Genomic DNA, 12,992 nt, shown 5'->3' with positions numbered 1-12,992 from the left:
CCCCCCCCCCCCCCCCCCCCCCCCCCCCCCCCCCCCCCCCCCCCCCCCCCCCCCCCCCCCCCCCCCCCCCCCCCCCCCCCCCCCCCCCCCCCCCCCCCCCCCCCGCGACGGCCAGGTCGTGGGCATGGCCCTGTGGTTCCTCAACTTCTCCACCTGGCGCGGCACCCACGGCATCTACCTCGAGGACCTCTACGTCCAGCCGCGGCACCGGGGCACGGGCCTGGGCAAGGAGCTGCTCCGCACGCTCGCCGCGGTCTGCGTCGAGCGCGGCTACTCCCGGCTGGAGTGGTCGGTGCTGGACTGGAACACCCCGTCGATCGAGTTCTACCGGGCGGCCGGCGCCGTCCCCATGGACGAGTGGACCGTGTTCCGCCTGACCGACGACGCGCTCGCGTCGTTCGCCTCCGACGACCGAACCTGACCGCGCGGCGCTAGCGTTCGACCCGTGACCACCGAGCGCGGACCGATCGAGTGCTGGCTGACGGACATGGACGGGGTCCTCGTCCACGAGGGGAACGCCCTGCCGGGTGCCAAGGAGTTCCTCGACCGGCTGGTCGAGCGACGGCGCCGGTTCCTGGTCCTGACCAACAACTCCATCTTCACGCCCCGCGACCTCGCGGCCCGGCTCAGCCGGACCGGCCTGCTCGTACCCGAGGAGGCGATCTGGACCTCGGCACTCGCGACCGCCGACTTCCTCGCCACCCAGCTGCCCGGCGGCTCGGCGTACGTCATCGGCGAGGCGGGGCTGACCACCGCGCTGCACGAGGTCGGGTACGTCATGACCGACACCGATCCGGACTACGTCGTCCTCGGGGAGACGCGCACGTACTCGTTCGAGGCGATCACGCGGGCGATCCGGCTGGTGGAGGGCGGCGCCCGGTTCATCGCGACCAACCCGGACGTGACCGGCCCCTCGCCGGAGGGTCCGCTGCCGGCCACCGGCTCGGTGGCCGCGATGATTACCGCGGCGACCGGCGCCAAGCCGTACTTCGTCGGCAAGCCCAACCCGATGATGTTCCGCAGCGCGATGAACCGGATCGAGGCGCACTCGGAGTCGACGATCATGGTCGGCGACCGCATGGACACCGACGTCGTCGCCGGTATCGAGGCGGGCCTGGAGACGGTGCTGGTCCTCTCCGGGTCCACCTCCGCGAGCGAGGTGAGCCGCTTCCCGTTCCGGCCCAGCCGGGTCCTCGACTCCATCGCCGACGTGATCGACCTGGTCTGAAGAAGGACCCCGTCGCCCAACCCCCTACCGGCCCCCTTCAGAGGCCCGGCCCCGAGCGTGACAGGGGCGGGGGGAAGGACGTCCTCGTTCAGCGGCCGTCGTACGCCAGCCGCGAGTCGGGCGCGGCCAGCAGGTAGAGCACCGCGCCCACCAGCGCCAGGATCGGCAGGCCGATCAGCGGCTGCTGCGCGGAGAAGGCGAACGTGAAGCCGGTCAGCCCCAGGAACAGCTGCATCGCCACCACCGGCGCCCGGGCCCAGCCGGCGACCCGCCACAGCCCTCGCGCGGCGGCCCCGAGCACGCCGGCGGCCAGCGCGGCCAGCACCACCTCGGCGAGCGCGCGGGGCACGCTCTGCGGGGCGCCGGTCAACGTGAGGTAGAGCAGCACCAGCGCGCCCACCGCGAACGCCACGGCCTCCAGAGCCACCGCCAGGGCCGCCCGGCGCAGTGACGGCGGCGCCTCCGTCGCCGGCCCGGCGGGGCGCGGCGCCGGCTGCGCGGCGGTGGCGCCGAACAGCCGGTCGGCGAGGCGACGGGGCGGCGGGGTGGGCGCTCCGCGGTCCTCGGTCACGACGGCGAGATTACGCCCGGGCTGCGGTCGCCCACCGGACGTCCTGCTGGTCCACGCCGGGCCGCTGGATAGCCTGGCGGCATGCGCGCGCTCGTGGTCGTCAACCCTGCGGCCACGACCACGACCGCCAAGATGCGCAACGTGCTCGTCGGCGCGCTGGCCAGCGAGCTGAAGGTGGACGTCGCCGAGACGACGCACCGGGGGCACGGCCGTGAACTGGGCGCCCGGGCGACCGCCGAGGGGATCGACGTCGTCGTCGCCCTCGGCGGTGACGGCACCGTGAACGAGGTGGTCAACGGCCTGCTCACCGACGGGCCCGGACCGGCCGTGCCGACGCTGGCGGTCGTGCCGGGCGGGTCGACCAACGTGTTCTCCCGGGCCCTCGGCCGGTCGCGCGACCCGGTGGAGGCGACCGCCGAGATCCTCGCCTCGCTGCGCGCCGGCCGGACGCGGTCGGTGTCGCTGGGCACCGCGAGCGCCACCGGCACGAGCACCGCGGCGGTCACCGGGGTCGCGCCGGAGGCGGCAGAGGCGGTTGCCCGGGCCGACGCCGACGCCGACGGCCCGGGGTGGACCGCCCCCCGGTGGTTCGTGTTCGCCGCCGGCTTCGGGTTCGACGCCGAGGTGATCGCCCGGGTGGAGGCCCATCGCGCCCGGGGGCGCCGGTCGACCGGCGCGCTCTACGTCCGGGAGGGCACCAGCGCCTTCCTGTTCGGGCGGGAGCGGCGACGCCCGGCGATGACGCTCCAGGTGCCCGGCGAGCCACCCGTCGAGGAGCTGTTCCTCTGCCTGGTGTCCAACGTCAGCCCCTGGACCTACCTGGGGGCGCGACCGGTCAACCCGACGCCGCAGGCCTCCTTCGACACCGGGCTGGACGTCTTCGCCCTGGGCCGCATGGGTGCCGCCCGGATGCTGCGCGCCCTGCGGCAGACCATGCGGCCCGAGCCGGATCTGCGCGGACGCGGCCTGCACCGGTGGCACGACCTCCGGGAGCTGACGATCACCGCCGTCCGGCCGCAGGGTTGGCAGGTCGACGGCGACCACCTGGGCACGGCCACCGGCGTCCGGATCACGGACGTGCCGCACGCGCTGCGCGTCATCGCCTGACGGCGTTCCTTGAGCGCTCGGCACGGAGTTTCCCCCCGCCGGGTGGCGGGCCTAGCACGGGCGTGGTGAGGTTGCTCACGCGGGGGTCAGCGTCGACCCCGATTCGCTTGACAGGCGTCCGGCACGTGAAAACATCGCTGCTGGGACGCAACCTGCCGGTAACAAAGCAGGCAGTCGCTGCCGCCAAGACGCTGGGTGACCGGTGTCGGCCCGGCGATCGCAGACCGAGCAAGGCGACTGACGCACCGACCGCAGACGACATCGAGGAGTACAACGCCATGGACTGGCGCCACCGCGCGCTCTGCCGGGACGAGGACCCGGAGCTGTTCTTCCCGATCGGGACGACCGGCCCCGCTCTCGTCCAGATCGAGCAGGCCAAGGCCGTGTGCCAGCGCTGCCCGGTGGTCTCGTCGTGCCTGGACTGGGCCCTGCGCTCGGGCCAGGACTCCGGTGTCTGGGGTGGGCTCTCCGAGGACGAGCGGCGCGCGCTGAAGCGGCGTCAGGCTCGCACCCGGGTCCACACCGCCTGATCCGGACCACCACGACGGCCGCCGGGGTTCACCGGCGGCCCACCGCACCACCGCGAACGCACCGACCGCCACGAGGCCGGTCCGGGTCCTCCCGGACCGGCCTCGGCGTCGTCCGGGACGGTGCAGCTCTCACCGCCGCGGCCGGGCGGTGCAGGGCAACGTCAGCACGACCTCGGTGCCCGACCGGCCCTCCAGCGTCCCCATCGTCAGGCTCCCGCCCAGCTCGCTGGTGACCAGCGTCCGCACGATCTGCAGGCCGAGCCCGTCGCTCGCCGCCGGGTCGAAGTCCGGTGGCAGGCCCTGCCCGTCGTCGCGGACCCGGACCCGCAGGTCGTCCCCCTCGCGCTCGGCGACCAGCTCGATGACCCCCGGCTCCCCCTCGGGGAACGCGTGCTCGGCCGCGTTGTGCAGCAGCTCGGTCACGGCGAGGACCAGCGGGGTCGCCGCCGCCGCGGGCAGCTCGCCGAACGAGCCGGTGCGGCGGGTGCGGGCCGCGGGCCCCACGGAGGTCAGGTCACCGAGCATCGGGAGCACCTGGTCCAGGACGTCGTCGACGTCGACGACGTCCTCCCGGCTGCCGGCGAGCGTCTCGTGCACGACCGCGATGGACGCCACGCGGCGCACCGACTCCTCCAGCGCCGCCCGGGCCGCGGGCTCGGTCATCCGGCGGGCCTGCAGACGCAACAGCGCGGCGACCGTCTGCAGGTTGTTCTTCACCCGGTGGTGGATCTCCCGGATGGTCGCGTCCTTGGTGAGCAGCGCCCGGTCCCGACGCCGCACGTCGGTCACGTCGCGGACCAGCACCAGCGCCCCGGGCTCGGCGCCGGGGGCGTGCAGCGGCAGGGCCCGCAGGAGCAGCGTCGCGCTGGCTGCCTCGACGTCCATGGGGTCCAGGTAGCGACCCGCGATCGCCGCGGTGATGCCGGCGGCCGCCGCTTCCCCCGCCACGCGGTCGGTGACCACGCGGCACGTCACCTCCGCGAGGACGGCGCCGGCCAGGTCGCCGACCACCCCGATCCGGCGGTAGGCCGAGAGGGCGTTCGGGCTGGCGTAGGTGACCCTGCCCGCCCCGTCGAGGCGCACCAGCCCGTCCCCCACACGCGGGCTCATCTCCGCGTCCTGCGCCCTGACCGGCGGGAAGGTGCCCGCGGACACCATGAGGCAGAGGTCGGCGGCGATGTCGAGGTAGGTGAGCTCGAGCGTCGACGGCGCCCGCGTCACCGCGAGGTTGGTGTCCTTGGCCAGGACGGCGATCCCCACGCCCTCGTGCCGCACGGGGATGACCTCGCGCCGGCGCGGGGGCGTACCCGACGGATCCGGCTCCCCGCCGGTGACCGGCCGCCCGTCGCGGAGCGCCGCGGTGAACGACCGGGCCGCGTCGGCGTCCACCTCGACGCCGACCATGTCCTCCGGCCGGCTGGTCGGCGCCGTCAGCGGGCGGACCTGGGCGACGCACCACCACGATCCCGAGGACAACGGCACCCAGAGCGTCAGGTCGGCGAAGGCGAGGTCGGCCAGCAGCTGCCAGTCGGCGACCAGCCGCCGGGCGTGGTCGATCTGGGCGGGGCTGGACGCCGTGCCACGGGTGAGGCGCTCCGAGAGGCTGCTCATGGTGCCCCGAGCCTATGGCCCGTCCCGAGGCCCACCCCGAGCGGGCGAGCGGGACCGGGTCCTCTCCTACGCTGCACCGCGTGCCTCCCCTCCCCGCCGTCCGCATCGAGCCGGCGGTCCCCGCCGACCACGACCGCATCGCCGCGCTCACCGTGGACGTGTATTTGCGCGGCGGCCTGGCGTCGGCGGGGTACGCCGCCGAGCTGGCCGACGTGGCCGGTCGTGCGCGGCTGGCCGAGCTGCTGGTCGCCCGCGACGAGGCCGGCCGCCTGGTCGGCAGCGTGGCGTTCGTGGCGGGCGGCGACTTCGGCGAGGTGCTCGAGTCCCCCGACGAGGCCGGTTTCCGCATGCTCGTGGTCGACCCGCGGGCGCAGGGCCGCGGGGTGGGTGCCGCCCTGGTGCAGGCGTGCCTGGCCCGCGCCCGCGCGGCGGGCCGGCGGCGCGTCGTCATCTCCACCGGCACGCGCATGAGCGCGGCCCACCGGCTGTACGAGCGGCTGGGCTTCACCCGGCTGCCGGCGCGCGACTGGACGCCCGCCCCCGGCGTCGACCTGCTCGTCTACACCCGCGACGTCTGCTGAAGGACCCCGCCCTCCTCACCCCTCGCACGCTCGGGGCGAGCCTCCGGGCGGGGCCGTCAGGCGTCGCCGACGGTGGCGATGAGGTCGCCTTCCTGGAGGACCTCGCCCTCGACCACGTGGAGCTCCTGCACGGTCCCCGCGCGCTCGGTGAGCACCGGGATCTCCATCTTCATGGACTCCAGGATCACCAGCGTGTCACCGGCGGACACCCGCGCACCGGGCTGCACCAGGACCTTCCAGACACTGGAGACCATCTCCGCGTGGATCTCCTCGACCGCCACCGGAACCTCCCGCGCCCGCCCGATCATGAGCCCCCATCCAAGCACGGGCCCCGGGCGTCAGGTTCCGGGGAAGGCGCGCCCCTCGGCCAGCCCGCCGAGCACCGCGCAGACCTCGGGGCCGTCGTGCGGCACCCCGGCCCCGGCCAGCCCGGACAGCGCCAGGCCGGCCGCACGCGCCGCCGCCGCGACGTCGTCCGCGCCGGCGCTCACGGTGGCCAGCAGCGCGTCGTACCAGCCGTCCAGCCGGTCACCGGGGTCGTAACCGCTGACCGCGACCAGGTCGACGCCGCCCTCGGTCGCGGGCGGGCGCCCGGAGCCGGGGAGGCGACCGCTGATCCGGCCGGCTCTCCCCGGCGGGAGCGTGGCGCGCAGCTGTGCGACGACCGCGGCCCGCGGTTCGCTGCGGGCCACGGGGCCCGGCCCGGGGACCCGGGGTCCGACGGCGCTGCGCAGCGCCAGCTCGACGGCGTCGACGCCGTGCGACCGCTCGAGCACCGCCATGTCCAGCGAGAAGCCCGCGGCGACCTCGGCCAGCTCGCCGTCGGGGTCGATGCCGACGGTGACCAGCCCGCGCCAGCCCACCTCGGCGAGGCGGTGCGCGGCCGCGGGCAGCTGCCGGGGCTCGCCGGGGGTCCAGGACACCCGTGCGATACCGGCGGCACGATCCCGGGCCACCGAGGTGGCGAAACGCAGTCCGTCGGCGGTGACCCAGGCGAGAAAGCCGCGTTCGCTGGCCGGCTCCACGCCGTCACCACCGAGGCGTTCCAGCACCTCGGCATCGGGACCGCCCCAGCGCAGCCCCGCCCGGACCACCTCGGCGGCCAGTCGCGCGTTGCCGGCCAGGGCGGGAGGAACCGGGAGCACCGTGTCGGCTCCGCTGCGCCGGGCCGCCTCCACGATCCGGTCGACGGCCAGGTAGGACTCGGCGGCCGGCGCAGGCCCCAGCAGCACTGCGTCGTCGGCCAGGCGGACGTGCCGTGCCGAGCGCTCCGTCTCGCTGTGCACCGCCACCGCCTTGAGGCCGAGCCGCTGGCACGCCCGGACCACGGCGCACCCAGCGGGTCCCCGTCCGGCGACGAGGACGGTCTCGATCCCCAGCTGCGGCACTGCTGCTCCTCCTGCGTTCGCCCTGCCCGGCGCACGGCCGGCTCTCCCCGTGAGAGGCTTGCCGGGTCAGCTTGGCGGGTCCGTCAGCGCGGCGCACCCCGCGTGCGCCGGCTCCGGCCCCCCGCACAACCCACGGGCCGCCCGGCCCACCAGCAAGTATGAGAGGAGGGCAGCGATGTCCAAGCGCGGACGCAAGCGTCGCTCCCGCAAGGGGAACAAGGCCAACCACGGCAAGCGCCCCAACGCCTAGAAGGACCCCGTCCTCCCCACCCTTCGCAGGCTCAGGGTGGGCCCCTGAACGGGGCCGGACGTCAGAGGCCCAGAACCCGTCGGGTTCTGGGCCTCTGACGTTCGGCCGCGTGCTCTCAGGCGGTGGGACGCTCCTCCGAGTGCTCGATCGTCAGCCGCTCGACGCTGACCTGGGTCCCGTCCTCCTCGAACGAGACGCTCGTCAGCTGCATCTTGATGCGGTCGCGCAGACCCGACGGCGGCTTGTCGCCACCGCAGCGTCGCCGGACCAGCGCCTTGAACTCCTGCTCGATGCCGAACTGGCGCAGACAGGGCGAGCACTCGTCGAGGTGCTCGGCGATCACGCCCCGGCGCTCGTCGGAGGTCTCGTGGTCGAGGAACTCGAAGACGTGCGTCAGGACGTCGTCGCACGAGTTGATGTCGAGGGGCTCACCGGCCCCCTGCTGGTCGCTCACGGGCGGGTCGCCTCCTCACCGGCCCCGGCGCGGACGAAGCCCCGCTCCCGGGCGTAGTCGGCCAGCAGCTTCTGCAGCCCTCGGCGACCGCGGTGCAGCCGGGACATCACCGTGCCGATGGGCGTGCCCATGATCTCGGCGATCTCCTTGTAGGCGAACCCCTCGACGTCGGCCAGGTAGACCGCGAGCCGGAAGTCCTCCGGTAGCTGCTGCAGGGCCTCCTTGATGTCGGAGTCCGGCAGGTGGTCCAGCGCCTCGATCTCGGCCGACCGCAGGCCCGAGGAGGTGTGCTCCTCGGCGGCGTAGAGCTGCCAGTCCTGCACCTGGTCGGTGGGGTACTGCTGCGGCTGCCGCTGCTTCTTGCGGTAGCTGTTGATGTAGGTGTTCGTGAGGATCCGGTACAGCCAGGCCTTGAGGTTGGTGCCCTCGGCGAACTGGTGGAACGCGGAGTAGGCCTTCACGAAGGTCTCCTGCACCAGGTCCTCGGCGTCGGCCGGGTTGCGGGTCATCCGCAGGGCCGCCGGGTAGAGCTGGTCCAGGTAGGGCAGCGCGTCGCGCTCGAACCGGGCGTCCCGCTCGGCGCGGGTCTCGGCGAGCTCCGTGCGACTCCCGCCCTCGCGGGCCTCCGGCACCTCCACCGGCGCGCCCTCGGGCAGCTGACCGGGGTTGTCGACCACGGAATCCTCAGGCACCGACCGTCCTCTCCGGGGCCCCCGGACGCGGGGCCCCACGTCGGTCGATCCTAGCCGTGCGGCGTCCGGACGGCCCGGGGGACGCCGGTGCACAGCCCGTGCGCGAGTGGTGGAGACGCTGCTGCTCACGGCCGGTGCAACGGCACCGGCGGCCGCGGCCATTCCCGACGGGCCGGTGCTCGCTACGCTGCGGCGCCGTGGCGGCAACCCCGGCGGTACGGGTCCTGGAGCAGGCGAAGGTGGCCCACACGCTGCACCCGTACGACCCCGAGCACCCGGCCGACCAGGGCCACGGCGAGGCCGCGGTCGCCGCGCTGGGGGCTGATCCGCGGCAGGTGTTCAAGACCCTGGTCACCCGGGTCGACGGCGTCCTCACCGTCGCCGTGGTGCCGGTCAGCGGGACCCTCGACCTCAAGGCGCTGGCCACCGCCGCCGGTGGACGCAAGGCGGCGATGGCCGACCCGGTCGACGCCGAGCGGGCCACCGGCTACGTCCTCGGCGGCATCAGCCCGCTGGGGCAGCGCAAGGCGCTGCCCACGGTCGTCGACGCCTCCGCCCTGGACTTCCCGACGGTGCTGGTCAGCGCCGGGAGGCGCGGGCTGCAGCTGGAGCTGCCCCCGGCCGAGCTGGTGCGGCTGACGCGCGCCCGCACCGCCTCCATCGGACGCTGAGGTCAGGGCGCCGCGTACGGCGTCAGGAGCTGGTCGACCGGGGCGAAGTCGTCGGTCAGCACGCGGGCGTCCCCGATGAACCTGGTGAGCTCCTCCCCCTCCGCCACCTGCCAGGCCAGGTCCCGGCGGGTCAGCGCGGCGGCGATCTCCTCGGCGGGCAGCGGCCGCTGCGACCCCACCGCGATGACGTTGCCGCCGTCCTCCCCGGCCAGAACCGGCGCGCGGGCCAGGAGGACCACGTGCTCGAACGCCTCGCGCATCGTGGCCAGCTCGGCGCGCACGAACGACAGCGGTGGGTGGTCGATGAGGTTGACCGCGTATACGCCGTCGTCGGCCAGCGCCCGGTCGACCAGCTCCAGCGCCTCCCGGGTGGTCAGCTGCCAGGGCACGGAGAGCCCGCCGAAGGCGTCGCCGACGACGAGGTCGCGCTGCCCCGCCGGCTCCTCGGCCAGCCCGACCCGGCCGTCGGCGACCCGCACCCGCAGGTCGGCCGACGTCTCCAGCCCGAGCTGCTCGCGGTCCATCGCGACCACGCCGGGGTCGACCTCCACCACCACGCTCTCGGTGCCGGGCCGCACCTCGGCGAGGTACCGCGGCAGCGTGAGCCCACCACCCCCGACGTGCAGTGCGGAGATGGGCTCGCCCGTGGGGAAGACGGCATCGGTCACCGCGGCGACCGCCCGGATGTAGGCGAACTCCAGGTGGGTCGGGTCGGCGAGGTCGACGTAGGAGTGCCGGAGGGTGTCGAGCATCAGCACCCGGCCCGAGGGCCGCTCCGGATCGGCCACCACCCGCGCGCAGTGGTAGGCCGTCTCCTCCTCGCAGGGGGTCGGGGCGACCGCGGCGAGGCCGGCGCCGACGACGGCCAGGACGAGCAGGCCGGCCGGGACGGTGCGCGGCCCGCCACCGCGCCGCAGGACCACGCCGACCGCCACGCCGGTGAGCACGGTGACCGCACCGGTGGCGACGAGGATGACGCTGCTGGGCAGCACCGCCACGAGCACGAACCCGGTGGCGAACGTCGCCGCGATCCCCCCGAGCGTGCCGATGCCCGACAGCCGCCCGACGACCGCGCCGGTCTCGTCCAGGCTGGCGAGCTGGAGCTTCACGACCATCGGCGGGACGGCGGAGAGCAGCGCCGCGGGCACGACCACGGCGACCGCGGCCAGCAGCAGCACGCCCCCGGCGTCGGCCCCGCTGAGCAGCGAGCCGGTGAACCGGACCAGCGGCAGCACGGCGACGACCAGGGCCCCGCCGGCGATCAGCAGCGGCGCCAGCAGCCGGCGCGGGTCCGTGCGGTCGGCCGTCGCACCACCCAGCCACGCGCCGACGGCGATCGCCGCGAGGGCGAAGCCGATCACGGCGGTGCTCGTCTGGACGGTCACGCCGACGTAGGGCGCGATCAGCCGAAGGCCGACGATCTCCAGCACGAGGACCGCGCCGGAGCTGAGGAAGGTCAGCCCCGCCGCGACCCAGGCCGGCAGCGCGCCGCCCGGTGGTGGGGGTGGCGGCGGCGTGTCGACCGGAGCACCGGCGGATGCCTCGTCCGCTGCCACGTCAGAACAGCGCCGGCTGGTCGGCGGGGGCGTCCACGCCGTCCGCCCGGGCCAGCAGCTCGGGCCCGTTGTTGCGCACGCTGTTGACCGCCGGGCTCACCGGCCGCAGCTCCAGGCCGGCGACGAGCTCCGGCGGGGTGGACCGGGCGAGCTCCGCCACGTCCTCGCGTGCGGGGTCCAGCCACTCCGCCCAGCGCTCCCGCGGGAGCACCAGCGGCATCCGGTCGTGGATCTCGGCGAGCGCACCGGTGGCCGGGGCGGTGACCACGGTGCACGTGTAGAGCCGGTCCTCCCCCTTTCCCCAGACCTCCCAGAGGCCGGCCATGGCGAGCACCGACCCGTCCTCGGGGGTGATGAAGTAGGGCTGCTTGGCCGGGGAGTCCAGGCGCTTGGCCCACTCGTACCAGCCATCGGCCGGGACCAGGCACCGCCGCGAGCGCGCCGCGCTGCGGAAGGCCGGCTTCTCGGTCAGCGACTCCGCCCGGGCGTTGAGCATCCGGTTGCCGACCGACACGTCCTTGGCCCACGAGGGCACCAACCCCCAGCGCACCGCCCGCAGCTCGCGGAACCCTCCACCGGTCGGCACGCCCTCGGTGTCGCGCTCGCGGGCGTGCCGGACGACGTAGACCTCCTTGGTCGGCGCCACGTTGTAGTCGGCGGCCAGCGGGGGCTGCCCGCCGGCCGGGACCGCCTCGAACTCGAGCGCGAGGTCCTCGGGCTTGCGGCTGGCCGCGTAGCGACCGCACATGACGCCTCCTCGAGGGCACGGGGCTGTTCCCCCAGCACTGTAGGTGCGGCCACCGACGAGCCGGCGCCCGTGCGTGTGCCAGCGACCACCGGGTAGGGCCCCTCTGTCGGAACGCTCGACGAGAGACGAGGATCACCGCGTGACCGCGACGCAGAACCCACCGACCGACCACCCGAAGACCGCCAGCGACAGCGCCGACCGGCGCTACGCGACGGTCAACCCCTTCACCGGCGAGACGGAGAAGGAGTTCGACTTCACGCCGACCGAGGCGATCGACGGCATCATCGAGCGGGCGCACGCCGCCTACCAGCAGTGGCGCGAGCTCCCGGTCGCCGACCGCGCCGCCGTGGTGCGCCGAGCCGCCGAGCTGATGGACGAGCGCCGCGAGGACCTGGCGAAGCTCATCACCACGGAGATGGGCAAGCGCCGCGACGAGGCCACCGGTGAGCTGTACCTCTGCTCGATGATCCTCAAGTACTACGCCGACAACGGCCCCGGCTTCCTGGAGCCGACGCCGATCCAGCCGCTGATGGGCAAGGGCGAGGCGGTCATCGAGACCCGCCCGATCGGCGTCCTGCTCGCCATCGAGCCGTGGAACTACCCCTTCTACCAGGTGGTCCGGGTGGCCGGCCCGAACCTGGTGCTCGGCAACACCGTCATCCTCAAGCACGCCGAGATCACCCCGCAGTGCGCGGTGGCGATCGAGCAGCTGTTCGCCGACGCCGGTGCACCCGAGGGCGTCTTCACCAACACCTTCCTGCGCATCTCCGACGTCGAGCAGGTCATCGCCGACCCCCGCATCCAGGGCGTGACCCTCACCGGGAGCGAGCGCGCCGGCAGCGCGGTCGGCGCGCTGGCGGGCAAGCACCTCAAGAAGTCGGTGCTCGAGCTCGGCGGCAGCGACCCGTTCATCGTGCTCGACGCCGACGACATGGCCGCGACGGTCAAGGCCGCGACGATGGGCCGGATGCAGAACACCGGGCAGGCGTGCACCGCCTCGAAGCGGCTGATCGTCACCGAGGAGCTGTACGAGCCGTTCGTCGAGGGGCTGAAGCAGGCGTTCTCGACCTTCTCCCCGGGCGACCCGGCCGACCCCTCGACGTCGCTGGCGCCGCTGTCCAGCGAGCGGGCCGCGCAGGACCTGCACGCGCAGATCCAGGACGCGATCGACAAGGGGGCGACCGTGGTCGCCGGCGGCCGGCGGCCCGACCGCCCGGGTGCGTTCGTCGAGGCCACGATCCTCACCGACGTCACCCCGGACATGCGCGCCTACAGCGAGGAGCTGTTCGGCCCGGCCGCCGTCGTCTACAAGGTGAAGGACGCCGACGAGGCGGTCGAGCTGGCGAACAACAGCGCCTTCGGCCTCGGCGCCACGGTGATGAGCAGCGACCTCGACCGCGCCCGCGCGGTGGCCGAGCGGCTGGAGGCCGGGATGGTGTGGATCAACCAGCCCACCGGCTCCTCCCCCGAGCTGCCGTTCGGCGGCATCAAGCGCTCGGGCTACGGCCGGGAGCTCTCCGAGCTGGCGATGTTCGAGTTCGCCAACCGGCGGCTGCTGCGCACCGTGCCGGTCAAGAAGGCCGACAAGCCGCAGGCGGGCTGATG

At 74.6% G+C, this 12,992-nt stretch carries 16 protein-coding genes; 8 read left to right on the top strand and 8 right to left on the bottom strand.

The genetic code is table 11. The features are described from left to right. On the top strand, nucleotides 1-421 hold a 421-nt coding region (locus ACI8AG_RS11740), incomplete at its 5' end, for an N-acetyltransferase family protein (protein WP_456597178.1). Between the two features lie 24 nt (nucleotides 422-445). Continuing rightward, the gene (locus ACI8AG_RS11735; RefSeq protein ID WP_456589265.1) at nucleotides 446-1,228 is read left to right on the top strand and encodes an HAD-IIA family hydrolase; all 783 of its coding nucleotides are present in this window, start codon (nucleotides 446-448) and stop codon (nucleotides 1,226-1,228) included. Nucleotides 1,229-1,316: 88 nt separating this feature from the next. Here the strand turns inward: ACI8AG_RS11735 and ACI8AG_RS11730 are convergent, their stop codons facing one another. Continuing rightward, nucleotides 1,317-1,799, bottom strand: coding sequence for a hypothetical protein (locus tag ACI8AG_RS11730; RefSeq protein ID WP_456597177.1), 483 nt, complete (start codon nucleotides 1,797-1,799; stop codon nucleotides 1,317-1,319). Nucleotides 1,800-1,880: 81 nt separating this feature from the next. Here ACI8AG_RS11730 and ACI8AG_RS11725 point away from each other — a divergent pair, with 81 nt between their 5' ends. Both ACI8AG_RS11725 and ACI8AG_RS11720 read left to right on the top strand, forming a co-directional pair. Then, a complete protein-coding gene (locus ACI8AG_RS11725; RefSeq protein WP_456589267.1) occupies nucleotides 1,881-2,906 on the top strand; it encodes a diacylglycerol/lipid kinase family protein in 1,026 nt (341 codons plus the stop codon). A 107-nt stretch (nucleotides 2,907-3,013) separates the two neighbouring features. Further along, nucleotides 3,014-3,436, top strand: a complete 423-nt coding sequence (locus tag ACI8AG_RS11720) for a WhiB family transcriptional regulator (protein WP_456597176.1) — start codon at nucleotides 3,014-3,016, stop codon at nucleotides 3,434-3,436. A 129-nt stretch (nucleotides 3,437-3,565) separates the two neighbouring features. Here the strand turns inward: ACI8AG_RS11720 and ACI8AG_RS11715 are convergent, their stop codons facing one another. Continuing rightward, nucleotides 3,566-5,047 (bottom strand): sensor histidine kinase, encoded by a 1,482-nt coding sequence (locus ACI8AG_RS11715; protein ID WP_456597175.1) that lies wholly within the window; start codon nucleotides 5,045-5,047, stop codon nucleotides 3,566-3,568. A gap of 80 nt (nucleotides 5,048-5,127) precedes the next feature. Here ACI8AG_RS11715 and ACI8AG_RS11710 point away from each other — a divergent pair, with 80 nt between their 5' ends. After that, nucleotides 5,128-5,628 (top strand): GNAT family N-acetyltransferase, encoded by a 501-nt coding sequence (locus tag ACI8AG_RS11710; RefSeq protein WP_456597174.1) that lies wholly within the window; start codon nucleotides 5,128-5,130, stop codon nucleotides 5,626-5,628. A gap of 56 nt (nucleotides 5,629-5,684) precedes the next feature. On the opposite strand, the gene ACI8AG_RS11705 is transcribed toward ACI8AG_RS11710, so the two are convergent. Together ACI8AG_RS11705 and ACI8AG_RS11700 are read right to left on the bottom strand one after the other, a co-directional pair. Beyond that, nucleotides 5,685-5,936: a biotin/lipoyl-binding carrier protein gene (locus ACI8AG_RS11705; protein ID WP_456597173.1), complete on the bottom strand. Its 252-nt coding sequence runs from the start codon at nucleotides 5,934-5,936 to the stop codon at nucleotides 5,685-5,687. 30 nt (nucleotides 5,937-5,966) lie between these two features. Beyond that, nucleotides 5,967-7,016, bottom strand: coding sequence for a biotin carboxylase N-terminal domain-containing protein (locus ACI8AG_RS11700; protein ID WP_456597172.1), 1,050 nt, complete (start codon nucleotides 7,014-7,016; stop codon nucleotides 5,967-5,969). Nucleotides 7,017-7,191: 175 nt separating this feature from the next. Between ACI8AG_RS11700 and ACI8AG_RS11695 the strand changes: the two genes are divergently transcribed. After that, nucleotides 7,192-7,266 carry a 50S ribosomal protein bL37 gene (locus ACI8AG_RS11695; protein WP_014377707.1) on the top strand — a complete coding sequence of 25 codons (75 nt, stop codon included), beginning with the start codon at nucleotides 7,192-7,194 and terminating at the stop codon, nucleotides 7,264-7,266. Between the two features lie 115 nt (nucleotides 7,267-7,381). Here ACI8AG_RS11695 and rsrA read toward each other — a convergent pair whose 3' ends face one another. Beyond that, a complete protein-coding gene (gene rsrA / locus ACI8AG_RS11690; protein ID WP_456589272.1) occupies nucleotides 7,382-7,720 on the bottom strand; it encodes a mycothiol system anti-sigma-R factor in 339 nt (112 codons plus the stop codon). Further along, nucleotides 7,717-8,412 (bottom strand): sigma-70 family RNA polymerase sigma factor, encoded by a 696-nt coding sequence (locus tag ACI8AG_RS11685; protein WP_456589273.1) that lies wholly within the window; start codon nucleotides 8,410-8,412, stop codon nucleotides 7,717-7,719. The genes rsrA and ACI8AG_RS11685 overlap by 4 nt, the downstream gene beginning before the upstream one ends. A 197-nt stretch (nucleotides 8,413-8,609) precedes the next feature. Between ACI8AG_RS11685 and ybaK the strand changes: the two genes are divergently transcribed. Next, entirely contained in the window at nucleotides 8,610-9,083 is a 474-nt protein-coding gene (gene ybaK, locus ACI8AG_RS11680) for a Cys-tRNA(Pro) deacylase (protein WP_456597171.1), read from the top strand. Nucleotides 9,084-9,085: 2 nt separating this feature from the next. Here ybaK and ACI8AG_RS11675 read toward each other — a convergent pair whose 3' ends face one another. Together ACI8AG_RS11675 and ACI8AG_RS11670 are read right to left on the bottom strand one after the other, a co-directional pair. Continuing rightward, a complete protein-coding gene (locus ACI8AG_RS11675) occupies nucleotides 9,086-10,639 on the bottom strand; it encodes a fused MFS/spermidine synthase (RefSeq protein WP_456597170.1) in 1,554 nt (517 codons plus the stop codon). Nucleotide 10,640: 1 nt separating this feature from the next. After that, complete coding sequence (locus ACI8AG_RS11670; protein ID WP_456597169.1) at nucleotides 10,641-11,387, bottom strand: SOS response-associated peptidase; 747 nt, start codon at nucleotides 11,385-11,387, stop codon at nucleotides 10,641-10,643. Between the two features lie 139 nt (nucleotides 11,388-11,526). Between ACI8AG_RS11670 and ACI8AG_RS11665 the strand changes: the two genes are divergently transcribed. After that, nucleotides 11,527-12,990 (top strand): NAD-dependent succinate-semialdehyde dehydrogenase, encoded by a 1,464-nt coding sequence (locus tag ACI8AG_RS11665; protein WP_456597168.1) that lies wholly within the window; start codon nucleotides 11,527-11,529, stop codon nucleotides 12,988-12,990. The last annotated feature ends 2 nt before the right edge of the window (nucleotides 12,991-12,992 follow it).

It is taken from the genome of Blastococcus sp. SYSU DS0552 (genome assembly GCF_054050815.1).
The sequence above is the reverse complement of the archived record's forward strand: the minus strand, read 5'-3'. Positions and strand labels throughout refer to the sequence as shown.

Excerpts from the sequence above, each read along its gene's own strand:
- ACI8AG_RS11670 (WP_456597169.1), bottom strand. The coding sequence starts at position 11,387 with ATGTGCGGTCGCTACGCGGCCAGCCGCAAGCCCGAGGACCTCGCGCTC.
- ACI8AG_RS11725 (WP_456589267.1), top strand. The coding sequence starts at position 1,881 with ATGCGCGCGCTCGTGGTCGTCAACCCTGCGGCCACGACCACGACCGCC.
- ACI8AG_RS11715 (WP_456597175.1), bottom strand. The coding sequence starts at position 5,047 with ATGAGCAGCCTCTCGGAGCGCCTCACCCGTGGCACGGCGTCCAGCCCC.
- ACI8AG_RS11705 (WP_456597173.1), bottom strand. The coding sequence starts at position 5,936 with ATGATCGGGCGGGCGCGGGAGGTTCCGGTGGCGGTCGAGGAGATCCAC.